The sequence below is a fragment of the Enterobacter sp. PP-008-ECC_S150 genome (assembly GCF_045257065.1).
Classification (GTDB): Bacteria; Pseudomonadota; Gammaproteobacteria; order Enterobacterales; family Enterobacteriaceae; genus Enterobacter; species Enterobacter chengduensis.
Genome location: NZ_JBJHHG010000027.1, coordinates 1 through 23,509 on the forward strand (window position 1 = coordinate 1; position 23,509 = coordinate 23,509).

At 57.1% G+C, this 23,509-nt stretch carries 22 protein-coding genes and 1 tRNA gene; 16 read left to right on the forward strand and 7 right to left on the reverse strand.

What is annotated here, in order from left to right; genetic code table 11:
- Nucleotides 1-232: 232 nt before the first annotated feature.
- A complete protein-coding gene (gene dkgB, locus ACJBF3_RS22425; RefSeq protein WP_045330433.1) occupies nt 233-1,036 on the forward strand; it encodes a 2,5-didehydrogluconate reductase DkgB in 804 nt (267 codons plus the stop codon).
- Nucleotides 1,037-1,065: 29 nt separating this feature from the next.
- On the opposite strand, the gene yafC is transcribed toward dkgB, so the two are convergent.
- Complete coding sequence (gene yafC / locus ACJBF3_RS22430; RefSeq protein ID WP_045330431.1) at nt 1,066-1,971, reverse strand: DNA-binding transcriptional regulator YafC; 906 nt, start codon at nt 1,969-1,971, stop codon at nt 1,066-1,068.
- Nucleotides 1,972-2,075: 104 nt separating this feature from the next.
- Here yafC and ACJBF3_RS22435 point away from each other — a divergent pair, with 104 nt between their 5' ends.
- The 3 genes from ACJBF3_RS22435 (at nt 2,076) to ACJBF3_RS22445 (ending at nt 5,037) form a co-directional block, all read left to right on the forward strand.
- Nucleotides 2,076-3,251: an MFS transporter gene (locus ACJBF3_RS22435; RefSeq protein ID WP_045330425.1), complete on the forward strand. Its 1,176-nt coding sequence runs from the start codon at nt 2,076-2,078 to the stop codon at nt 3,249-3,251.
- A 136-nt stretch (nt 3,252-3,387) separates the two neighbouring features.
- On the forward strand, nt 3,388-4,188 hold the full coding sequence (locus tag ACJBF3_RS22440; protein WP_045330435.1) for an endonuclease/exonuclease/phosphatase family protein: 801 nt from the start codon (nt 3,388-3,390) through the stop codon (nt 4,186-4,188).
- Between the two features lie 75 nt (nt 4,189-4,263).
- On the forward strand, nt 4,264-5,037 hold the full coding sequence (locus ACJBF3_RS22445; RefSeq protein ID WP_045330423.1) for a class I SAM-dependent methyltransferase: 774 nt from the start codon (nt 4,264-4,266) through the stop codon (nt 5,035-5,037).
- A 52-nt stretch (nt 5,038-5,089) separates the two neighbouring features.
- Here ACJBF3_RS22445 and mltD read toward each other — a convergent pair whose 3' ends face one another.
- Complete coding sequence (gene mltD / locus ACJBF3_RS22450) at nt 5,090-6,454, reverse strand: murein transglycosylase D (protein ID WP_045330421.1); 1,365 nt, start codon at nt 6,452-6,454, stop codon at nt 5,090-5,092.
- 68 nt (nt 6,455-6,522) lie between these two features.
- Nucleotides 6,523-7,281, reverse strand: coding sequence for a hydroxyacylglutathione hydrolase (gene gloB / locus ACJBF3_RS22455; RefSeq protein ID WP_045330419.1), 759 nt, complete (start codon nt 7,279-7,281; stop codon nt 6,523-6,525).
- Nucleotides 7,282-7,313: 32 nt separating this feature from the next.
- Between gloB and ACJBF3_RS22460 the strand changes: the two genes are divergently transcribed.
- Nucleotides 7,314-8,030, forward strand: a complete 717-nt coding sequence (locus ACJBF3_RS22460) for a class I SAM-dependent methyltransferase (protein ID WP_045330418.1) — start codon at nt 7,314-7,316, stop codon at nt 8,028-8,030.
- Here the strand turns inward: ACJBF3_RS22460 and rnhA are convergent, their stop codons facing one another.
- Entirely contained in the window at nt 8,031-8,498 is a 468-nt protein-coding gene (gene rnhA / locus ACJBF3_RS22465; protein ID WP_023310485.1) for a ribonuclease HI, read from the reverse strand.
- A 64-nt stretch (nt 8,499-8,562) separates the two neighbouring features.
- Here rnhA and dnaQ point away from each other — a divergent pair, with 64 nt between their 5' ends.
- The 9 genes from dnaQ to ACJBF3_RS22510 all read left to right on the forward strand — a co-directional run bounded on the left by dnaQ (nt 8,563) and on the right by ACJBF3_RS22510 (nt 17,657).
- Nucleotides 8,563-9,294, forward strand: coding sequence for a DNA polymerase III subunit epsilon (gene dnaQ / locus ACJBF3_RS22470; protein WP_055703371.1), 732 nt, complete (start codon nt 8,563-8,565; stop codon nt 9,292-9,294).
- A 132-nt stretch (nt 9,295-9,426) separates the two neighbouring features.
- Nucleotides 9,427-9,503, forward strand: a tRNA-Asp gene (locus ACJBF3_RS22475).
- Nucleotides 9,504-9,882: 379 nt separating this feature from the next.
- Nucleotides 9,883-10,602 carry a FadR/GntR family transcriptional regulator gene (locus ACJBF3_RS22480; protein WP_024909454.1) on the forward strand — a complete coding sequence of 240 codons (720 nt, stop codon included), beginning with the start codon at nt 9,883-9,885 and terminating at the stop codon, nt 10,600-10,602.
- Complete coding sequence (locus ACJBF3_RS22485) at nt 10,599-11,612, forward strand: ABC transporter ATP-binding protein (protein ID WP_045330415.1); 1,014 nt, start codon at nt 10,599-10,601, stop codon at nt 11,610-11,612. The genes ACJBF3_RS22480 and ACJBF3_RS22485 overlap by 4 nt, the downstream gene beginning before the upstream one ends.
- Nucleotides 11,609-12,691, forward strand: coding sequence for an ABC transporter ATP-binding protein (locus tag ACJBF3_RS22490; protein ID WP_045330413.1), 1,083 nt, complete (start codon nt 11,609-11,611; stop codon nt 12,689-12,691). The genes ACJBF3_RS22485 and ACJBF3_RS22490 overlap by 4 nt, the downstream gene beginning before the upstream one ends.
- 2 nt (nt 12,692-12,693) lie before the next feature.
- On the forward strand, nt 12,694-14,208 hold the full coding sequence (locus ACJBF3_RS22495) for an ABC transporter substrate-binding protein (protein WP_072265598.1): 1,515 nt from the start codon (nt 12,694-12,696) through the stop codon (nt 14,206-14,208).
- A gap of 18 nt (nt 14,209-14,226) precedes the next feature.
- Entirely contained in the window at nt 14,227-15,168 is a 942-nt protein-coding gene (locus ACJBF3_RS22500; RefSeq protein WP_008500268.1) for an ABC transporter permease, read from the forward strand.
- A 2-nt stretch (nt 15,169-15,170) separates the two neighbouring features.
- A complete protein-coding gene (locus ACJBF3_RS22505) occupies nt 15,171-16,046 on the forward strand; it encodes an ABC transporter permease (RefSeq protein ID WP_045330409.1) in 876 nt (291 codons plus the stop codon).
- Nucleotides 16,047-16,055: 9 nt separating this feature from the next.
- Nucleotides 16,056-17,657 (forward strand): gamma-glutamyltransferase family protein, encoded by a 1,602-nt coding sequence (locus ACJBF3_RS22510; protein WP_045330407.1) that lies wholly within the window; start codon nt 16,056-16,058, stop codon nt 17,655-17,657.
- Between the two features lie 57 nt (nt 17,658-17,714).
- On the opposite strand, the gene ACJBF3_RS22515 is transcribed toward ACJBF3_RS22510, so the two are convergent.
- Entirely contained in the window at nt 17,715-18,485 is a 771-nt protein-coding gene (locus tag ACJBF3_RS22515; RefSeq protein WP_045330406.1) for an amidohydrolase, read from the reverse strand.
- A gap of 108 nt (nt 18,486-18,593) precedes the next feature.
- Nucleotides 18,594-21,038, reverse strand: a complete 2,445-nt coding sequence (gene fadE, locus ACJBF3_RS22520) for an acyl-CoA dehydrogenase FadE (RefSeq protein WP_045330404.1) — start codon at nt 21,036-21,038, stop codon at nt 18,594-18,596.
- Nucleotides 21,039-21,277: 239 nt separating this feature from the next.
- On the opposite strand from fadE, the gene lpcA reads away from it, so the two are divergent.
- Entirely contained in the window at nt 21,278-21,856 is a 579-nt protein-coding gene (gene lpcA / locus ACJBF3_RS22525) for a D-sedoheptulose 7-phosphate isomerase (RefSeq protein ID WP_008500263.1), read from the forward strand.
- A 46-nt stretch (nt 21,857-21,902) separates the two neighbouring features.
- A complete protein-coding gene (locus ACJBF3_RS22530) occupies nt 21,903-22,670 on the forward strand; it encodes a class II glutamine amidotransferase (RefSeq protein ID WP_045330402.1) in 768 nt (255 codons plus the stop codon).
- Here ACJBF3_RS22530 and dpaA read toward each other — a convergent pair.
- On the reverse strand, nt 22,641-23,381 hold the full coding sequence (gene dpaA, locus ACJBF3_RS22535) for a peptidoglycan meso-diaminopimelic acid protein amidase (RefSeq protein ID WP_045330400.1): 741 nt from the start codon (nt 23,379-23,381) through the stop codon (nt 22,641-22,643). The two genes, ACJBF3_RS22530 and dpaA, sit on opposite strands and share 30 nt — an antisense overlap.
- Nucleotides 23,382-23,509: the final 128 nt, after the last annotated feature.

The following is a 23,509-nucleotide window of genomic DNA, read 5'->3' on the forward strand; positions in this document are numbered from 1 at the left end:
GGTAGTTCAGTCGGTTAGAATACCTGCCTGTCACGCAGGGGGTCGCGGGTTCGAGTCCCGTCCGTTCCGCCACTTATTAAAAGCCCTGAGCTAACGCTCAGGGCTTTTTTCTTATCTGACGTTTAATTATTGCGAAATCAGCAAAAATCCTCTGCGTTTTTCGATATTTTTCTCTATAACAACGCCAGCGATAATCTTCCTCAGTTTACGAACATAATGATTGAGGAACAGTATGACTCTCCCTGCATTTGGTCTGGGCACTTTCCGCCTGAAAGACGACGTTGTTATCGCATCGGTTAAAACCGCACTCGAGCTTGGCTATCGCGCCGTTGATACGGCACAGATCTATGAAAACGAAGCTGCCGTTGGACAAGCTCTTGAAGAGAGCGGTGTACCGCGTAATGAACTGTTTATCACCACGAAAATCTGGATTGAGAATCTCAGCAAAGACAAGCTGATCCCAAGCCTGCAAGAGAGCCTGAAAAAACTGCGTACTGACTACGTCGATCTGACGCTGATCCACTGGCCATCACCAAACGATGCCGTCTCCGTCGAAGAATTCATGCAGGTGCTGCTGGAAGCGAAAAAGCAGGGCTTAACCCGCGAAATTGGTATCTCCAACTTCACCATTCCGCTGATGGAAAAAGCCATCGCCGCTGTTGGCGCAGAAAATATTGCGACCAACCAGATAGAGCTGTCTCCATACCTGCAAAACAGAAAAGTCGTGGACTGGGCAAAACAGCACGGGATCCACATCACCTCATACATGACGCTGGCCTACGGTAAGGCGCTGAAAGATGAAGTGATTACGCGTATCGCTGAGAAACATAGTGCGACCGCTGCCCAGGTTATTCTGGCATGGGCAATGGGTGAAGGTTACGCCGTGATCCCATCTTCAACTAAACGTGAAAACCTGGCGAGCAACCTGTTAGCAACGGATCTTCACCTGGATGCTGACGATAAAAAAGCGATCGCAGCACTCGAGTGCAACGATCGCCTGGTTAGCCCGGAAGGCTTAGCTCCTCACTGGGATTAAGTTTGACCCACCCTCTGTAATCTGAACCCTCACACAGCTCCTCCGGGAGCTGTTTTTATATGTTCACTCAGAAAATCAATAAAGGCACGAATGCGCGTACTCACCGCTCTGTCACTGTAATACACCGCGCTAAAAGGCATTTCGACCGGCAGGCGTTTGTCGGCCATCAATTCCACCAGTTCACCTCGCGCAATCTCCTTATCAATCATATAGTCTGACAAGCAGGCGATACCATTGCCTTCGAGGCAGAGCTGCTTCAGCGTTTCCCCGCTGTTAGACGACAACCCGCTAGTAATTTCATGAAGTTGCCCATCATGGCAGGCAACAGGCCAGGTGTTCAGCGACGCTGGCTCCGTAAAGCCAAGGCAGAGATGCTGCTTCAGCTCTTCAACCGTCTCCGGTTTACCATGTTCGGCAATATACTCTGGCGATGCGATAATTTTGCGGTAGCTGGCAAACAGAGGGCGGGCACGCAGGCTTGAATCTGTCAGGGTCCCCGCCCGGATAGCCACATCTACCTTTCGCTCGATGAGGTTGATAAACGTCTCGGAAGAGACCAGAGAAAGCGTCATTTCAGGATAGCGTTCGCGAAAAGGTTTGATCAGCGGCATCAAAAAGTGAAGTACGACCGGCGTGGCCGCGTCAATGCGCAGCAACCCACGCGGCGTGCTGCGGGTTTCCATAATCTCCGTCTCCGCTGCGGCCATCTCCTGCAGTACCGACTGCACGCGGCGGAAATAACGCTCTCCTTCTTCCGTCAGGCTCAGCTGACGCGTCGTTCGGTTGAGCAGGCTCACGCCCAGCTTCATCTCCAGCTTTTTTACCGAGCGGCTAATGGCGGAATTAGCCTGCCCCAGCTGTTCGGCCGCGCGGCTAAAGCTGCCGCTTTCAACGACGGCGACAAAGATTGTCAGCTCTTCTGACGTTGCTTTCATTGTTGCACCACCCGCAAAATTGTATTGATATTTTGACCATTTTTGTTATTTAAGCACTGGCCCATACTGCCTGTCATCTTAATCCTGATGATACGGAGTATTTTATGCCACTGGCGCTACTTGCCCTGACGATCGGTGCCTTCGCAATTGGCACGACCGAATTTGTTATCGTGGGACTGGTTCCCACCATTGCTAATCAGCTTGCGATCTCGTTGCCTTCCGCCGGGCTGCTGGTCTCTATCTACGCTCTGGGCGTCGCCGTCGGTGCGCCCGTGCTGACGGCCCTCACCGGACGTTTCCCACGTAAGCAGCTATTAGTTGCATTAATGGTGCTGTTCACCGTCGGCAACATGCTGGCCTGGCAGGCGCCGGACTACGCCACGCTGGTCATAGCGCGTTTGTTGACCGGCCTTGCACACGGTGTGTTCTTCTCGATTGGATCCACTATTGCAACGAGCCTGGTACCCAAAGAGAAAGCGGCATCCGCCATTGCGATAATGTTTGGTGGGCTGACCGTTGCGCTCGTCACGGGCGTACCGTTGGGGACGTTTATCGGACAACACTTCGGCTGGCGCGAAACGTTCCTGGCCGTCTCCTTGCTGGGCGTCATTGCCCTGGTGACCAGCCTGCTGCTGGTACCGTCGACTATTCCCGGCCGGGCGAGCGCCAGCCTGCGCGATCGGCTGAAGGTGCTCACGCATCCGCACTTGCTGCTCATCTACGCGGTTACGGCGCTGGGCTATGGCGGCGTATTCACCGCCTTCACCTTCCTGGCGCCGATGATGCAGGATCTGGCGGGCTTTTCACCCAGTGCCGTAAGCTGGATTTTGCTGGGATACGGTATTTCCGTTGCTATTGGTAATATCTGGGGCGGCAAGCTGGCAGATAAGCACGGTGCGGTACCTGCGTTGAAGTTCATCTTCGCCGCCCTGGCCGTTCTGCTGATGATTTTCCAGTTCACCGCTTCGGTACAGTACGCCGCGCTGGTCACGGTGCTGGTCATGGGGATCTTCGCCTTTGGTAATGTGCCAGGGCTTCAGGTTTACGTTGTCCAGAAAGCCGAACGCTATACGCCAAATGCGGTAGATGTGGCATCGGGCCTGAACATTGCCGCTTTTAATATCGGCATCGCGCTGGGCTCCATTATTGGCGGACAAACCGTCGAACACGCTGGTTTAACCCAGACCCCGTGGGTTGGTGCGGCGATCGTCCTGGTGGCCCTGCTGCTGATAGGCCTGAGTGGACGCCTTGATAAAACTGCTCGCGTGGTGCTGGGTTAATATCAGTAAGCGCTTGCTTACAAAACTGGAAAGCGGTTTCTCAGAAATTGCGTTGAAAGTGTGACCTAAAGTCCCTATAACATTAGAACCAGTCCGTTTTCCGGGCTGGTTCATGTTACAGAGGCTGTTTCCAAAAGTGCGAAAAAATACCTATGCCATGCGTTATGTTGCCGGAATGCCCGCGGAGAGGATCTTGCCTCCGGGTTCGTTTGCGAGCATAAGCCAGGCATTACCCGCCGGCACGCCGTTAAGCAGCGATGAAAAAATCCGCGTGTTGGTGTGGAATATCTTCAAGCAGCAGCGTGCGGAGTGGTTATCGGTCCTCAAGAATTTTGGCAAAGATGCCCACCTGGTTCTGCTCCAGGAAGCGCAAACCACCCCTGAGCTGGTGCGGTTTGCCACCACGAACTATCTTGCCGCCGACCAGGTGCCTGCGTTTGTCCTGCCACACCATCCCTCGGGCGTGATGACGCTTTCAGCGGCACATCCGGTCTACTGCTGCCCGCTGCGCGAACGCGAGCCCATCCTGCGCCTTGCGAAATCTGCGCTGGTGACGGTCTATCCGCTGCCGGATACCCGAATGCTGATGGTGGTGAATATCCACGCGGTAAACTTCAGCCTGGGCGTGGATGTCTATAGTAAGCAGTTACTTCCCATTGGCGATCAGATAGCGCATCACAGCGGGCCCATCATTATGGCAGGCGATTTCAATGCCTGGAGCCGTCCGCGCATGAACGCGCTGTATCGCTTTGCGCGCGAAATGTCGCTGCGTGAAGTACGTTTTAGCGATGACCAGCGCAAAAAAGCCTTTGGTCGTCCTCTCGATTTTGTCTTCTATCGTGGGTTGAGCGTTCACGACGCCTCCGTGCTGGTGACGCGCGCCTCCGATCACAACCCTCTACTCGTCGAATTCAGTCCCGGCAAACCTGATAAATAATGGTGCGTCAGGTCTGCCGTGGGGCAGGCCTGTGCGGGTGCTGCCCTTTATTTTTCACTCACAAAGGACAGTACGATGACAACAACACACTCCCATCATGACAACGTAGAAAAACAGTTTGGTTCTCAGGCAGGCGCCTATCTGAGCAGCGCCGTACACGCTTCCGGTCGCGATCTGGTGCGTCTCGGTGAGCGCCTGTCGGCATTTCCGCAGGCGCATGTGCTGGATGTAGGCTGCGGGGCAGGGCATGCCAGCTTTACGGCCGCGCAGCAGGTGGCGCACGTAACCGCGTATGACTTATCCAGCCAGATGCTGGACGTTGTTGCCGAGGCGGCGAAGGCGAAAGGGTTGAACAACATTGATACACGCCAGGGCTATGCCGAATCCTTGCCGTTTGACGATGCGTCGTTTGACGTGGCGATCAGCCGTTATTCCGCGCACCACTGGCATGATGTCGGCCAGGCATTACGCGAGGTTAAACGTGTCCTGAAGCCGGGCGGCACCTTCATTATTATGGATGTGATGTCCCCTGGACATCCGGTGCGCAATATCTGGCTTCAAACGGTAGAGGCGCTGCGCGATACCTCGCACGTGCAAAACTACGCCAGCGGAGAGTGGTTGTCGCTTATTACTGAAGCGGGGCTGATCGCGCGCGCGTTGATTACCGACCGCTTGCCGCTGGAGTTCAGCTCGTGGATCGCGCGTATGCGCACCCCGGAAGCATTAAGCCAGGCGATCAGGCTGTATCAGGAGAGTGCATCCGCAGAGGTAAAGGCATACTTTGAACTGCAGGACGATGGCTCATTCACCAGCGACATCATCATGGCTGAAGCGCACAAAGCGGGATAAACAAAAAAGGCACCGAGGGGAATCGGTGCCTTTTTATCTTTAGATCGTGTTATCAGGAGTCTGGCGTGGCGCTGTTCTTCACAAACAGCGTCAGCTGGTCGCCAGGTTTCAGATTGTCAGTATCATTGTTCCAGCGCATCACATCCTTGATGTTCACGCCGTGTCGTTTTGCGATACTGGACAGTGAATCGCCCTTGCGCACGCGATAGGTAATGCTATCGCTATTGCTGGCGAGACGCTGTGCGCTGCTACCTGCACCCACCGTCAGCGTTTGACCCACTTTCAGACCTGAGCCGCGCAGATTATTCCACTGCTGCAGATCTTTCGCATTCACGCCAAGACGTGACGCAATGCCCGAAAGCGTATCACCTGAACGAACCTTATAGCTGCGGCTGTTAACTGATGATGCATCCGCGATCAGCGTTGACTGAACGGCAGCGATTTCACCAGAAGCTAAAGACTCACGTAACTGATCGGCATGTTTCTGCGGAACCATTACATACTGCGGGCCACTTGCCCCCAGCGTTGAGCCTTTAACGCCAGCATTAAAGGTTTTCAATTTACTTACCGACATACCCGTCATATCAGCAACCTGTTGAATATCAACTGGATTACTGAGGCGAACGCGCGCCAGTGCACGACTTTCGTCTGGTGTTGGCAGTTGTACACCGTAACGCTTGCTGTTCTTGAGAATATCGCTCAGTGCCAGCATTTTCGGTACGTAAATCTTTGTTTCCTGTGGCAGTGAGAGCGACCAAAAATCGGTGGATTTACCCCGTGCTTTATTCGCTTTCATTGCCTTCAGTACACGACCTTCGCCGCTATTGTACGCTGCGACCGTTAACAGCCAGTCGCCGTCAAACATCTTGTTCAGACGTTGCATCATGTCGAGAGCGGCTGTCGTTGAAGCGACAACATCGCGACGCGCATCATAGTTGCGGGTCTGTTTCAGACCATAGTTTCGCCCGGTGCTCGGAATGATCTGCCAAATGCCTGCGGCATTGGCGCCAGACGTCGCGTGTGGGTCAAAAGCGCTCTCCACTATGGGTAGGAGTACCAGCTCCATAGGCATGTTACGTTTCTTAACTTGCCCGGCTATCCAGTACATATACGGCTCTGCCCGTAACGTTACATCGTGGAGATAGCTCTTATTACTTAAATACTTCTGTTTCTGTTCGCGAATCCGGGTATTTTCCGGAATTCCCATCTTTAGCTCGTCGCCAATAGAGGTCCACAAGTCTTGATCCTGCGCGAAAGATGTTCCATCGTCCATCCAGCGCGCCGAACTTGCAAACTTCCCTGCTTCCCCTTGACCAGCTGCAGAAAGGCTCTGTGCGTGCTGTTGTACGTTGCTGCCGTTCTGCGACTGGCAACCTACAAGCAGGACAGAGGCGAGTAATATCGCTTTTGCCTTCATGTGTGTGTCAATAGTTGCTTAAAAGACGAGCGATGATAACGGCGAAATTTTGAAAAGGCAACCCGCAATTATCTGAAGTTATCTTTCTTTGACCTTAACCATGCAAATCGCTCTTCTGGTTGTTGCAAATTTGTTTCTTTGTTGATTTTATTAATTAAATCAATATCATCTGTTCGTAAAAATAAATTAATTTGCCGCTCGTTTTTCAGAATTACGGGGAGTGTTTTTTGGTTTTTTGCACGTAACTCCTTCACTTTGTGATAATAATCCTGAATCGCTCGATCCTCAGGTAAGAGGCTCACCGCAAACTTCATATTTCCTAATGTATACTCATGGGCGCAACAAATAATGGTGTCGTCGGGCAGGGCGTTAATCTTCTGTAAAGACTGATGCATTTGCGCTGGCGTGCCTTCAAACAGTCTTCCGCAGCCGCCGGAGAACAGCGTGTCGCCGCAAAAAAGATAAGGCTTACTGTAGAAACATAGATGTCCTAAAGTGTGACCGGGCGTAGCAAATACGGAAAACTCCCACTCGCGTATGAGGATTTTTTTGCCTTCTTCGACTACTTGCGTGATCCCCTTATCTTGTGCCTCGGCCGGTCCGTAAACCACCAGATGCGGAAAGTGGTCGCGCAGTTCAGGCACGCCGCCAGTATGGTCGTTATGATGATGCGTCAACAGAATGGCCTCAGGCTGCCAGCCGTTCTCCTTTATTGCGCGCAGAACCGGGGCCGCTTCTCCGGGATCGACAATGACGCATCGACGTTCATCGTCAACCAAAACCCAGATGTAATTGTCCTCAAAAGCGGAAATACTGATAAGATTCATACATTACCTCTATTAGCGTGGCGGGTGTGTTGATGAAACCGGCAAGGATACCTCAGGCTGTCGCAGCACCGGAACGTTGGGCAGAATTGCCCTGGGGTGAATACTATCGCGAGGCCTTAGAGCAACAGCTGAAGCCCTGGCTGGCGAAAATGTATGGCTTTCACCTGCTTAAGATTGGCAATCTCAGCGCGGAAATCAATACCGAAAGCTGCGCTATCTCGCATCAGGTGAATGTCTCTCTCGGCGGATCGCCGGTACAGGTGAAAGCAGACCCGCTGCATCTGCCGTTTGCGGAAAAATCCGTCGATGCGTGTTTGCTGGCACACACGTTACCCTGGTGCAGCGATCCGCATCGTCTGCTGCGCGAGGCCGATCGCGTGCTGATTGACGACGGCTGGCTGGTACTGAGCGGATTTAATCCGCTGAGCCTGATGGGGCTGCGTAAGCTGGTGCCCGTGCTGCGCCGGACGCCGCCTTACAACAGCCGGATGTTTACCCTGATGCGCCAGCTCGACTGGCTTTCGCTGCTGAACTTTGAAGTGCTCTGCTACGGCGGTTTTCAGGTGCTGCCCTGGGCGCGGCAGGGGGGCGTCTTGCTGAGTGCGCATTTGCCTGCGTTAGGCTGCATGCAGTTTATCGTCGCGCGTAAGCGAACCATTCCCCTTACGCTGAATCCCATGAAGCAGAGCAAATCGAAAACGCCGATCCGCCAGACCGTTGGTGCCACGCGGCAGTACAGAAAGCCCTGATCAGGCGTCAGGCTGATACCCCGCGTCTTCATGCGCTGGGTTAGAGGCTGCCGCACGCGCCAGTTCGTCGCAGCGTTCGTTTTCCGGATGGCCGGCGTGCCCTTTAACCCACTCCCATTTAATCTGGTGTTGCCCCAGGGCGGCATCAAGCCGTTTCCACAGATCGACGTTCTTGACCGGCTTCTTATCGGCGGTCTTCCAGCCGCGTTTTTTCCAGTTATGGATCCACTGGGTGATCCCCTGGCGCACGTATTGACTGTCGGTACTTAACACCACGTCGCAATGTTCTTTTAACGCCTCCAGCGCCACGATGGCCGCCATCAGCTCCATCCGGTTGTTGGTGGTCAGAAAATAGCCTTCGCTAAAGGTTTTTTCATGCTGGCGATAGCGCATAATCGCGCCGTAGCCGCCGGGACCTGGGTTGCCGAGACAAGATCCATCGGTGAAAATTTCTACCTGTTTACGCATCTCTGGTAGACTTCCTGTATTCGAAACGTTCAGTTAAACGATAAGTCTGACATAAATGACCGCTATGAGCACTGCAATTACTCGCCAGATCGTCCTCGATACCGAAACCACCGGTATGAACCAGATCGGCGCGCACTATGAAGGGCATAAGATCATCGAGATCGGCGCCGTTGAAGTGGTGAACCGTCGTCTTACGGGGAACAACTTCCACGTCTACCTCAAGCCCGATCGGCTGGTGGATCCCGAAGCGTTCGGCGTTCACGGAATTGCCGATGAGTTCTTGCTGGATAAGCCGACGTTTGCGGATGTCGCTGACGAGTTCCTGGAATACATCAAGGGCGCCGAGCTTGTCATCCATAACGCATCGTTCGATATCGGCTTTATGGACTATGAATTCAGCAAGCTTAATCGTGATATCCCGAAGACGAACACCTTCTGTAAGGTGACGGACAGCCTGGCGCTGGCAAGGAAGATGTTCCCGGGCAAGCGTAACAGCCTTGATGCACTCTGTTCGCGCTATGAGATAGACAATACCAAGCGTACGCTCCACGGGGCGTTGCTCGATGCCCAGATCCTTGCCGATGTCTATCTGACGATGACCGGCGGGCAGACGTCAATGAAGTTCAGTATGGAAAATGAGTCTCAGCAGACGCAGGGCGAAGCGGGTATTCAGCGTGTTGTCCGTCAGGCGAGCCGGCTGCGGGTTATTTTAGCCAGCGATGAAGAGCTGCTTAACCACGAATCGCGGCTTGATCTGGTGCAGAAGAAGGGCGGCAGCTGTTTGTGGCGTGCCTGAAAAAACGCCTGAATGCCTGTAAAATCATCGTTTGGGCGATTTTTGCAGCAAACGATTCAAAACGTGAGAAAAAGCGTTGACGAGATCGGAGGCGAACCGTAATATGCGCCTCGTTCCCCAAACGGGAACAGTGGAGCGGTAGTTCAGTCGGTTAGAATACCTGCCTGTCACGCAGGGGGTCGCGGGTTCGAGTCCCGTCCGTTCCGCCACTATTCAGAAGGCCTGAATCAGAAATGATTCAGGCCTTCGTCGTTTCAGCGTTCTGTCATCTCATCCTCTCGCCCATCATTAACAAAAAGTTAATATATGTAGTGCAATAAATTAACAATTGCACAAAAATGGTGCGTTATTTGCACCTGTATTGTGCATTTCGTCACCGCCTCCCTCAACATACCTCAGTCAGAACGTCTCTTTCAGTAAAAATAATTCACGCAGAATCATCTGGTTATCTTTCGCTTTATAAAAAAATACCGAACCAATTGCGGATTGGTTTGGTTATTGCTTAATCATTAGCACGATAAGAGTCATTCCATATCAATAGCTTATCGTTAATAAAAATAAAGTCATGATGAAAGCGAGCGAACCAATATGGAAAAACCGTCACGGTTTCTGGCCAATTCCAGCACCGCGCTTGAGCAGCTGCGCGGGCTAATCAACCAGCATGAGTCAACACCAGGCATTCCGCTGCCCACGGAACGTGAGCTGTCGGACACTCTCGGCGTAGGACGACGTGAAGTGCGTCGTGCGCTGGACGTGCTGGAAGAAGAGGGGCGCATCTGGCGCAAGCAGGGCAAAGGGACCTTTATTGGCCCGGCGGCACCTGTGGAACCGCTGGCCCTGCAGGGATTGGTTCAGCAGACCAACCTGCTGGAAGTGATGGAAGCTCGTCTACAGCTCGAACCCGGCTTAGCCCGGCTTGCGGCACTGCGTGCCACCAGGGAAAACCTCGCGCTCATGCAGCGCATGCTGGAACGCATCGACAAGGTCAGCCCGGACGACCGCGATCTCAACGAACTGTGGGATAGTGCCTTTCACCGGGCGATTGCCGAGGCGGCGGGCAACCGTCTGATGCTCGGCCTGTTTGATGCCATTGATGCCGTGCGGCGCGAACCGGGCTGGCAGCATCTGCGTGAATTAGCCCGCACGCCCGAGCGCGTCGACAGCTATAACGACCACCACCATAAGATCATGGCTGCGATTATCCATCGCCAGCCCAATGAAGCCGCAGCCGCCATGCGCGAACACCTGCTCAGCCTGCAAACCGCCCTGATTCAGGCGATCCACCTTGAGGACGACTTCACGCCATGACGACAATCCCCTTTAAGGACGCCACGCCCGTACTCCGGCTAAAAAATCTCAACGTTAAATTTGCCGGCTCCCCGGTAAGCGTACTGGACGGCATTTCCCTGACGGTCAAAGCGGGCGAAACGCTGGCGCTGGTGGGGGAGTCCGGCTGCGGGAAAAGTATCACCTCGCTAGCGCTGATGGGGTTACTGCCCGCCAGCGCGCAGATTGTCAGCGGTGAGATGCAGTTTCGCCGCCACGATCTGAGAAAGCTCTCGCCGCGGGAGTATGCCGATCTTCGCGGCAGCGAGCTGGCGATGATTTTCCAGGAGCCGATGACCTCGCTCAATCCGGCGTTCACGCTGGGCGATCAGCTCAGCGAGGCGGTAATGCGACACCAGAACGTTTCGCGCGCAGAGGCGATGAAGGTCGCGCTGCAGATCCTCGAGAAGGTACAGATCCCGGCGGCCGGGATGCGCCTGAAGGCGTATCCCCACCAGCTTTCCGGCGGCATGCGCCAGCGGGTGATGATTGCGATGGCGCTGATTAACCACCCCAAACTGCTGATTGCCGACGAGCCGACCACCGCGCTCGACGTCACCATCCAGGCGCAAATTCTCGCCCTGCTCAACACCCTCAAAGAAGAAACGGGCACGGCGGTGCTGATGATCACCCACGATTTAGGCGTGGTGGCCGAAGTCGCCCAGCAGGTGGCGGTGATGTATGCGGGGCAGGTGGTGGAGCAGGGGAGCGTGGAGGCCATCTTCGCCGACCCGCAGCACCCGTACACCATCGGCCTGATGGGATCTATCCCCTCGCTGGGGGCGCGCAAAGGCCAGCTCTCTACCATTCCCGGTTCGGTCCCGCTGCCGGAATCCATGCCGAAAGGCTGCCGTTTTGCCACCCGCTGCCCGTTTGCGCAGTCCCGCTGCCATGATGAAAAACCGTCGCTCAACACGCTCGGCGCGGGTCATCAGGTCGCCTGCTTCCGCGTGCCGCTCGAACACCACATTGCCCTGGGAGAGACCGCATGACCACGCCCATCCTTGAAGCCCGTGACCTCAGCAAGCTTTTCCCCGGCCCGAAAAAACTCTTTGCTCCGGCACGGTTTGTCACGGCGGTCGATCGCGTTTCGCTTGCCGTGATGCCGGGCGAAACGCTGGCGATTGTCGGGGAGTCTGGCTCCGGGAAATCCACGCTTGGTCGTCTGCTGCTGCGCCTGCTGGCAGCCAGCGAAGGGCGCGTGTTTTACCAGGGGGAAGAGATCACGCATGCCTCGGGGGCACGCCTCAACCAGCTCCGGCGCGAGCTGCAGATCATCTTTCAGGATCCTTTTGCCTCGCTGAACCCGCGCATGACCGTGGAGCAGATCGTCGGTGAGCCGCTGTGGCTGCACCAGAACATGAAAAAAGCGGACCGTCAGTACCGCGTTGCTGAACTGCTCAAAACCGTTGGTCTGCCTGCCGCCTGGGCCGGGCGCTATCCTCACGAGTTTTCCGGCGGACAGCGCCAGCGTATTGGCATTGCGCGCGCGCTGGCCTCGGGGCCGAAGCTGCTGCTGGGGGATGAGCCGGTATCCGCGCTGGATGTGTCCGTGCAGGCGCAGGTGGTCAACCTGCTGGAGAGCCTGAAGCACCAGCTGGGGCTGACGATGGTGATCGTCGCCCACGGCCTGGCGGTGATCCGCCACATGAGCGACCGCGTGGCGGTCATGTACCTCGGGCAAATCGTCGAGCTTGCCACCGTCGACGAGATTTTTGACGCACCGCTGCACCCCTATACCCAGGCGCTGATCGCCTCGGCGCCGCAGATGCAGCCGGGCGTAGAGCGCGACGCGCCGCTGCTGCAGGGCGACTTACCGAATCCGGCCAGCCCGCCGTCCGGCTGTCGTTTCCACACCCGTTGCCCGTACGTTACCGATGAATGTCGCCAGGTTGAGCCGATCAATCAGATGCTCGACGGCGGGCGTCAGGTTGCGTGCCATCGCTGGCAGGAGATTAACCGCGATCGCAGCGTTATCCAGATCGCACCGCCATCCGCCGCTTTTCTGCGCCGCCGCGCGCTGTTTGAACACGCGGCCACTCACTCGTCCCTTCCTTCAAGGAACTCATGATAATGACAATGCGTAATTCTCTTTTGACCGTACTGGGAAGTGTAATGTTGCTTGGCGCGGCGCTGCCCGCCCATTCTGAAAGCGTGCTGCGAATCGGCCTGGGCGCCGACCCGGACATGCTCGACCCGCATCTGGCGCGCACCTACTATGGCCGCTTCGTGTTTGCCTCCCTGTGCGACAGGCTGGTGGACGTGGATGAAAACCTGAAGGTCGTCCCCGGTCTGGCGAAAGACTGGGCGTGGAGTGCGGACGGTAAAACCCTGACGCTCAATCTGCGCGAAGGCGTGACCTTCCACGACGGTGAGAAATTCGATGCCGCCGCCGCAAAATACAACCTCGACCGCGCCCTGACCTTAAAAGGCTCCCTGCGCAAAAGCGAGATCTCCTCCGTTGAGTCGGTCGAGGTTACCGGTCCGATGCAGATTGCCCTGCACCTGAAAACGCCGGATGCCGCGCTGCTGATGCAGCTCACCGACCGCGCGGGCGCGATGATGGCCCCCGACGCGGCGAAAAAGCCCGATTTTGCCGCCCATCCGGTCTGTTCCGGCCCGTACAAGTTCGACAGCCGCGTGTCCCAGGACCGCATCGTACTCACCCGCTTCGACAACTACTGGAACAAAGGCGCCTACCACTTCGACAAAATTATCTATCTGCCGATCCCGGATGCCTCCGTGCGCCTCGCGAACCTGCGCGCGGGCGATCTTGACCTGACCGAAGGCATTGCCGCCAGCGACGTGAAAACCGTCGAAGCCGACAGCAAGCTGGCGCTGGCGAAGGTAACGGGTCTGGGCTATCAGGGCATCACCTTCAACATCAACAACGGCAAGGTGCCGGCGAACGATCCGTTCAGGGACGCCCGCGTGCGTGAGGCGTTTTCCCAGGCCATTGACCGCGATGCCTTAAACCAGGTGGTCTTCGAGGGGCTCTATACCCCGGCAAACCAGGCGTTTTCACCGGTCAGCCCGTATCACGTCAACCTGCCGGTTCCGCCGCGTGACGTCGACAAAGCCAAATCGCTGCTGAAGGCGGCAGGCGTCAGCGCGCCGCTGACCGTCAACCTGCTGGTGCCGAACAACCCAACCTCCCAGCAGGTGGGCCAGGTGCTGCAGGCGATGGTCGCCGAGGCGGGATTTAACCTGAACCTGCAGATGACCGAATTCGCCACGCTGCTGGATCGCCAGCAGAGCGGCGACTATCAGCTGAGCTTCTCCGGCTGGTCGGGACGCCCGGATCCGGACGGCAGCATCTACGGCTTTATTAACAGTAAAGGCACCCTGAACGACGGCCGCTACAGCAATGCGCAGGTGGACGAATGGCTGACGCAGGCGCGCCAGAGCACCGACCAGACCGCGCGCCAGCCGCTGTACGACAAGGTGGTGAAGCAGCTGCAAACCGACATGCCGATTGCCTACCTCTACTTCGAGCCGCGCATTTTCGGTCTCAACAAAAGCGTGCAGGGCTTTAAGCCGTACCCGGACGGCATCGTGCGTCTGGCGGGTTTGACGCTGGCGAAATAACCGTCCTGAGGAGAACCCATGCTGGAACTGATTTGCAAACGCCTGCTGCTGGCCGTCCCGACGCTATTGCTGGTGAGCATGATGGTGTTCGGGCTGCAAAAGCTGCTGCCCGGCGACCCGCTGATCGCCATGGCCGGCGAGGAGCGCGATCCGGCGGTCATCGCCCAGCTGCGCGCAGAGCTGAATCTGGATGCGCCGATCCCCGTGCAGTATTTCCACTGGCTGACGCGGGCGCTGCAGGGGGATCTGGGCGTTTCCTTGCGCACGCACGAACCGGTGACGCAGCTGATTGCCAGCAAGCTGCCGGTCACGCTGGAGCTGTCCCTGCTGGCGATGATTATCGCGCTGGTGTTTGGCATCAGCATGGGAATTCTCGCGGCGGTGAACAAAAACAGCTGGGTCGATCACGGGGCAAACTTCGTGGCGATCTCGGGGATCTCGATCCCGCACTTCTGGCTGGGGATCCTGCTGATTCTGGTCTTTTCGGTGAATCTGCAGTGGCTACCCGCGTCCGGCTACGTGCCGTTCAGTGAAGATCCGCTCCAGAACCTGCGAACGCTGCTGCTGCCTGCGTCCGTGCTCGGAACCGGCCTCGCGGCAACGCTGATGCGCCACACCCGCGCGTCGATGATTGCCGTGCTGAAGGCGGACTACATCCGCACCGCGCGGGCGAAAGGGTTGCTGCCGAAGGCGGTGATCCTGAAGCACGCGTTTCGCAACGCGCTGGTGCCCGTGATCACCCTTACCACGCTGCTTTTTGGCGAGCTGCTGGGCGGCGCGGTGCTGACCGAGCAGGTCTTCACCATTCCCGGCTTTGGCAAGATGATCGTCGACTCGGTATTCAACCGTGACTACGCCGTGGTGCAGGGCGTGGTGCTGATCGTGGCGATTGGCTTCCTGATGCTCAATCTGCTGGCCGACGTGCTCTACGTTCTTATCAACCCGAAAATGCGAGGTTAACCATGGCGGAACTGACGACGCAAACCGCTGTGCCCGCGCTGCCGCGCGCGCAAAACCGGGTGCTGAAAAAATTCCTCGGCAATAAAAGCGCGGTGATTGGCGCGCTTGTGGTGGGCTTCTTCGTGCTGGTGGCGCTGCTGGCGCCGTGGATTGCCCCGTTCGACCCGGTTAAAGCCAACTTCCTGGCGGTGCGTAAAGCGCCGTCGGCGATGTACTGGTTCGGCACCGACGAGCTGGGGCGCGACATTTTATCCCGCATTATCTGGGGGGCGCGCACTTCGCTGATGGCGGGCTGTATGTCCGTGGTGATTGCCGTGGTTATCGGCGTGCCGCTGGGGCTGGTGGCGGGGTATTTCCAGAAGATGTGGGATGGGGCGATCTCGCGCTTCATTGAAGCGCTGCTGGCCTGTCCGTTCCTGATCATGGCGATCGCGCTCGGGGCGTTTTTAGGCCCAAGCCTGACCAACGCGATGATCGCTATCGGCCTTTCGGCGATGCCGATCTTCGCCCGCCTGACGCGCGGGCAGGTGATCGCCATCCGCAACGAAGAGTACATCGAGGGCGCGCGGGCGATTGGCCTGCCGGATCGCTGGATCATTATCAAATACGTCCTGCCGAACGTGATGTCGCCGATCCTGGTGCAGGCCACGCTGGCGATCGCCTCGGCGATTATCGCCGAAGCCAGCCTGTCGTTTTTAGGGCTGGGACAGCAGCCGCCTAATCCCTCTTGGGGCTCCATGCTCAACACCGCAAAAGGTTTTCTGGAGCAGGCGCCGTGGATGTCCATTTTCCCCGGCGTGGCGATTTTCCTTGCCGTGCAGGGCTTTAATTTACTCGGCGACGGGCTGCGCGATGCGCTCGATCCGCGCCACGACTAAGGAGTCATGATGACCAAAGCGCTAGATTTTACGTCCGGTTACGATTCACGACGCCCGCCGATGCTGGGCCATAACGCCGTTGCCACGTCGCAGCCGCTGGCGGCGCAGGCGGGCATGAAGATGCTGCAGCTGGGCGGGAATGCCGTGGATGCGGCCATTGCCGCCGCGATGGCGCTCACGGTGGTTGAGCCGACCGGCAACGGGATCGGCAGCGACGCCTTCGCCATCGTCTGGGACGGTAAAAAGCTGCACGGCCTGAACGCGTCCGGTCGTTCGCCTGCGAGCTGGCATGCGGATCTGTTTGCCGGAAAAACCGCGGTACCGGAAATCGGCTGGGACGCGGTAACCGTCCCGGGCGCGGTATCCGGCTGGGTGGCGCTGGCGGAACGCTTCGGCACGCTGCCGCTGACCACGCTGGCGCAGCCTGCCATTGACTACGCGCGCAACGGTTTCCCGGTCTCGCCGCTGATTGGCCATCTCTGGCAGCGCGGCTATAGCAAGCTGAAAGATCAGCCCGGCTTCAGCGCCTGCTTCGCGCCGGAAGGCCGCGCCCCGCGCGTGGGAGAGATCTTCCGTAACCCGGCGCAGGCAAACTCGCTTGAGCTGATTGCGAAAACCAACGGCGACGCGTTTTACCGCGGCGAGCTGGCGCAGAAAATTGCCGCCTTCGCCAAAGAGCACGGCGCGCACCTGACGGCTGAGGATCTCGCCAGCCACCGCGTGGATTGGGTAGACCTGCTGTCACGCGACTTCGCGGGCGGTTCGGTGCAGGAGCTGCCGCCAAACGGCCAGGGGATCGCCACGCTGATTGCGCTCGGCATTCTGGAGCAGTGCGGCATTGAGAAGCATCATCCGGATTCCGTTCAGTCCCTGCACCTGTCCATTGAGGCGATGAAGCTGGCGCTGGCGGATCTCGACCGCTACGTGGCGGATGAAGATCACATGACGTTCGCGGCAAAAGAGCTGCTGAGCGACCCTTATCTGAAGTCGCGCGCGGCGCTTATCGATCATGATAAGGCGTCTGATTTTTCCTACGGTTCCCCGACGCAGAGCGGCACGGTCTACATCAGCACCGCCGACGCCAGCGGGATGATGGTCTCGTTTATTCAGTCCAACTATATGGGCTTCGGTTCAGGGATTGTGGTGCCGGACACCGGGATCAGCCTGCAAAACCGGGGCTGTGGTTTTTCGCTGGATCCCAGTCACCCGAACGCGCTGGCGGGCAGCAAGCGTCCGTTCCACACCATCATTCCGGGCTTTGCGATGGACGGCAACGGCCAGCCGCTGATGTCCTTCGGCGTGATGGGCGGCCCGATGCAGGCGCAGGGGCACATGCAGATGGCGGTGCGCATCATGCTGCACGGGCAAAACCCGCAGGCGGCAATTGATGCGCCGCGCTGGCGCGTGGTCCAGGGCAGGGAAGTGATCGTTGAATCGACGTTCGATCGCAATACGATTGCCGCCCTGCGCGAGCGTGGGCATCACATCGTGGTGGAAGATCCGCTGCAGGATTACAACTTCGGCGGTGCGCAGGTGATTTACCGTCTGCCGGAAGGGCACTACGTGGCCGCGACGGAGAGCCGCAAGGACGGGCAGGCGCTGGTGAGTTAAAAGAAGCGAGCAACATTGGTAGGCCGGGTAAGGCGTAGCCGCCACCCGGCTTTTTTTTCACCCAATGCTAAACGGATCCGCATCCTGCCACGCCGGAAACTTCTCCCGATACTCCTTCAGCGCCGTCAAGGACAGCTCCGCATCAATGCGCGTCGCCTGGTGCGGCTCGGCGGTGGCAATAATCTCGCCCTGCGGATTCACCACCCGGCTGTCGCCGCGGTAGTGATGCCCGTTACCGTCGGTTCCCACGCGGTTACAGCCCACCACGTACGCCTGGTTCTCAATCGCGCGGGCCACCAGCAGAGACTGCCAGTGCAGGGAGCGTGGGGCAGGCCAGTTGGCGACATACAGCGCCAGGTCATAATCGTTGCGGTTGCGCGACCACACCGGGAAGCGCAGGTCGTAGCAGACCAGCGGCAGAATGCGCCACCCGCGCCATTCGAACACCACGCGCTCGTTACCGGCTTCATAGTGATGATGCTCATCCGCCATGCGGAACAGGTGGCGTTTATCGTAAAAATGCACCTTTCCTTCTGGTTCCACCAGCAGGAAACGGTTTACCGGCCCGCGTTCGGTCTGCAGGGCGGCGCTGCCCGCAATCAGCGCGTTGGTTTGCTGCGCTTTGGCATGCATCCAGGCCACCACCTCATCCTGAGGCATGGACTGTTTTGCCGCCTCCATGGCGAAGCCGGTGGTGAACATTTCCGGCAGGACAATCACATCACGCCCGGCAATGTCTTCCAGCTGTCGATCAAAGTGGCGCAGGTTGGCGGGGCCATCCATCCACACTAAAGGTTGCTGCAAAATCGAAATCTTCAGACCAGGCACAATTCAGACTCCTCAAACGACCACTTTTTGACACTGTAGCACGACATAACGAGAAAATGTGGCAATAAAAAACCCCGCGCGAGGCGGGGTTTGTCTAAGCGAAACGCGTTACGCCGCTTCAGGTTTGCGGTGCTTCTCCGGCAGCTTTACCGGCTGCGTCGCCAGCTCGTCCGGTTCGAAATCATCCACGTTAATGCTGCGCAGACGGCTCTCTTCGGCTTTCACCAGCAAAGCAGCTTCATCTTTATTGATAATGCCACCGGCCAGCGCCTGTTTTGCCAGTTCGTCCAGACGGGTAAACGGCAGGTTTTTGCCCAGCTGTTTACAGATCTTCTGGTGAATTGGGTCGGCGGCCATCACGTCCAGCAGCGCCTCTTCCAGCAGACCCACCGGGTTATGCGGCGTCGGCGCCAGATACTGACCGCGGCCGATACGGGAGCGGGTTGCGCTCGGTACCTGCAGGATCTTCGCCACCTTGTGGTCCAGCTTGTCGGACGGCGCCAGATGGTGACGGCCGGTCGGGAAGATCACCGCGCGCAGCGCGCCCGCCACGAAGCGGTTCGGGAAGTTCGCCAGCAGGTCGTCAATCGCCTGTTCAGCCTGATACATCGCATCCTGCACGCCCCAGTGAACCAGCGGCAGATCCGCTTCCTGACGGCCTTCATCGTCGTAGCGTTTCAGGACCGCAGAGGCCAGGAAGATCTGGCTCAGCACGTCGCCCAGACGGGCAGAGATACGCTCGCGACGCTTCAGGCTGCCGCCCAGCACCGCCATGGAAACGTCAGACAGCAGGGCCAGGTTGGCGCTCAGACGGTTCAGATGCTGGTAATAACGTTTGGTCGCATCGCCGGTGGGCGTAGCGCTGGTGAGGCCGCGCGTCAGGCCCAGCCAGAAGCTGCGCACCTTGTTGCTGCCCACGTGACCAATATGTTTAAACAGCAGCTTGTCGAAGGCATCCACGTCGTTGTTCTGCGCAGCGGCCATCTCTTCCAGCACGTACGGATGGCAGCGAATGGCGCCCTGACCGAAGATCATCATGCTGCGTGTCAGGATGTTAGCCCCTTCCACGGTGATGGCGATCGGTGCGCCCTGATAGCCGCGCGCCAGGAAGTTGCCTTCGCCAAGCATAATGCCTTTACCGCCTGCGATATCCATCGCGTCAATGATTGACTGCTGCGCGCGGTGGGTACAGTGGTACTTCACAATTGCCGACAGCACGGCCGGTTTTTCGCCCAGCATAATGCCGTAGGTAATCAGCGTGGCGGCGGCGTCCATCACGTAGGCGTTGCCCGCGATACGCGCCAGCGGCTCTTCGATACCTTCCATCTTGCCGATGGAGATTTTGAACTGACGGCGGATGTGGGCGTAAGCGCCAATCCCCAGCGCGACCGACTTCAGACCGCCGGTTGAGTTCGACGGCAGGGTAATGCCGCGACCCACCGACAGACATTCCACCAGCATACGCCAGCCCTGACCTGCCATTTTCGGGCCACCGATGATGTAGTCAATCGGTACAAAGATGTCCTGGCCGCGGGTAGGACCGTTCTGGAACGGCACGTTCAGCGGGAAGTGACGGCGACCAATTTCAACGCCTGGGGTAGAGGTTGGGATCAGCGCACAGGTAATGCCCAGATCTTCTTCACCGCCCAGCAGTTTTTCGGGGTCAGAGAGCTTGAAGGCCAGACCCAGCACGGTGGCGATTGGCGCCAGGGTGATATAACGCTTGTTCCAGGTCAGGCGCATGCCCAGCACCTGCTCGCCCTGCCACTCGCCCATGCAGACCACGCCGGTATCCGGAATTGCGCCCGCATCGGAGCCCGCTTCCGGGCTGGTCAGCGCGAAGCACGGAATTTCCTGACCGCGTGCCAGACGCGGCAGATAGTGATTTTTCTGCTCTTCGGTACCGTAATGCTGCAGCAGTTCGCCCGGGCCTAAGGAGTTAGGCACGCCAACGGTAATCGCCAGGATCCCGGAGACGCCCGACAGCTTTTGCAGGACGCGAGCCTGAGCGTAGGCGGAGAACTCCAGACCGCCGTACTCTTTCTTGATGATCATCGCAAAGAAGCGATGCTCTTTCAGGTACGCCCACAATTCTGGCGGCAGGTCTGCCATTTCATGGGTAATCGCGAAGTCGTTTGCCATGCGGCACGCTTCTTCTACCGGGCCGTCAATAAAGGCCTGTTCTTCAGCTGTCAGGCGCGGCTGAGGATAGTTGTGCAGCTTCTTCCAGTCCGGATTGCCCTGGAACAGGTCGCCTTCCCACCAGGTGGTGCCCGCATCAATCGCTTCTTTCTCAGTACGCGACATCGGCGGCATCACCTTGCGGAAGCCTTTGAACACCGGCGCAGAGATCATTGATTTACGCATCGGGGCAAAGTTAAACGGCAGAAGAATGATGGCAAGAGGGACTAAAAGCCAGATATTCCAGAGACCTGCGACGCCAAGCGCAGCCGTCCAGGCCAGAAGAATCAGGCTGCTCAGGAATAAACTTACGCGGTGATAGAACAGCACACCGAGCAGAACAACGGTTGCGAGAATGCTCAAAATCATCATAAAGAAAAGCTCCCTTGCTTGTAGGAGGTCTGACCACTTGTGATGATATGGTTGTAGTTGATGTTATTTCCTTTAGCAATGTGTTTACAAAATAATTACAACCTGGTTCACATTGTTCGCGTTTTAAGCGGCACGAAAAAGCAAAACGCCGGACGTTTCGCATGGCTTTAGCTTCTCGCTTTTCCCTCTATCCGGTACACTCCACTGTGTTATTTCATCAATACTGAAGGATTATCCTCATGTACCAGGATCTTATTCGTAACGAACTGAACGAAGCGGCGGAAACGCTGGCTAACTTTCTGAAAGATGATGCCAATATTCACGCTATTCAGCGCGCGGCGGTCCTGCTGGCCGACAGCTTCAAGGCGGGTGGCAAAGTGCTCTCCTGCGGTAACGGCGGTTCCCACTGCGATGCGATGCACTTTGCAGAAGAGCTGACCGGCCGCTATCGCGAAAACCGCCCGGGCTACCCGGCGATTGCGATTTCCGACGTGAGCCACATCTCCTGCGTCGGCAACGACTTCGGTTACGACCATATTTTCTCTCGCTACGTTGAAGCGGTAGGCCGTGAAGGTGACGTGCTGCTGGGTATCTCTACCTCTGGCAACTCTGGCAACGTGATCAAAGCGATTACCGCCGCGCGTGAAAAAGGGATGAAAGTCATCACCCTGACCGGGAAAGATGGCGGTAAGATGGACGGTACGGCGGACGTTGAAATTCGCGTTCCGCACTTCGGCTATGCTGACCGTATTCAGGAAATTCACATCAAAGTGATCCACATCCTGATTCAGCTGATCGAAAAAGAGATGGCTAAGTAAGACTTCGCTGGGGGCACTCTTGCCCCCGCTGTTGTGGAGGTGATGTATGTGCGAACTGCTCGGGATGAGCGCCAATGTGCCAACCGATATCTGCTTTAGCTTCACCGGGCTGGTTCAGCGCGGTGGAGGAACCGGGCCGCATAAAGACGGCTGGGGCATCACCTTCTACGAAGGCAAAGGGTGTCGCACGTTCAAAGATCCCCAGCCCAGCTTTAACTCACCGATTGCCAAACTGGTGCAGGACTATCCCATTAAGTCCCGCTCGGTGATTGCCCATATTCGCCAGGCAAACCGCGGCGAAGTGGCGCTGGAAAATACCCATCCGTTTACCCGCGAGCTGTGGGGTCGTAACTGGACCTACGCGCACAATGGGCAACTCACGGGCTACAAGTCGCTGGAGACGGGCAACTTCCGTCCGGTTGGCGAAACCGACAGCGAAAAAGCCTTCTGCTGGCTGCTGCACAAGCTGACGCAGCGCTATCCCCGCACGCCAGGCAATATGGCTGCCGTGTTCAAATACATCGCGACGCTGGCGACCGAGCTGCGCGAAAAAGGCGTGTTCAACATGCTGCTCTCTGACGGCCGCTATGTGATGGCGTTCTGTTCGACGAATCTGTTCTGGATCACCCGCCGCGCGCCGTTTGGCGTTGCGACGCTGCTCGATCAGGATGTGGAGATAGACTTTCAGAAGGAGACCACACCGAACGATGTGGTCACTGTTATCGCAACCCAGCCGCTGACGGGCAACGAAACCTGGCAAAAGATCATGCCAGGCGAGTGGGTGCTATTTTGTCTCGGGGACCGTATAATTTGACGCCAGCTGTGGGTGGACGACTTCGTGGCTCAGCGGTTTGCTGACCACGTAACGGCCATCAACGATAGAGACAACGGGCGGCTTATGGGTCTGCTCAAAGTAGTCATAACCCGGCTTCAGCTGTTGCCAGAAGTCCGCGTAGTAGGAGTACTTGTGACGCGCCATGTTGGCATCGGTCATGCGGAACGGATAGATGCTGACCTGTACGTTAGGCTGCCCAAAGACCAGCGCGCCGGTCACGAACTGGAAAATCTCATCAATGCCGGAATCGGTCATCGCATAACAGCCGATAGATACGCAGGCACCGTGAATCATCAGGTATTTACCTTCATAACCGTGAGCACGGTCATAGGCATTCGGGAAGCCGATGTTGATGGCTTTATAGAAGCGGCTGTCGGGTTTGAGCTGGCTGCGCTGAACGTTATAAAACCCTTCCGGACTTTTGAAATCGCCCTGACGCTGTTTTGGCCCCAGCCCGCCGGAGTAGTTACAAATTTTGTAACTATCAAGCAGCTGATATGTCTCGCCCATTTTCACAAACAGATCGAGAGTGCGTTCTTCCTTGAAGATTTGAATATAAACCGGCGATCCCATTAACTGCTGTTTATATTCCTTGCTGACCGGCGTCGTTGAGCTATTACTGCTGAGCAGTCCGGCAAACGACATGCACGGAATCAGAAGCATCGCAATGAACAATGCGATTTTACGCATACTACTAGTTCCTTGATAAAACCATGACCAACTTGCCAGGACGGCAAAAGAGACCCGAAATCAGACTAATCTGTTAGGAGCGCTCACATTAGCACCGCCATAGATTTTCGCAAGAGCCGGGCGGTGAG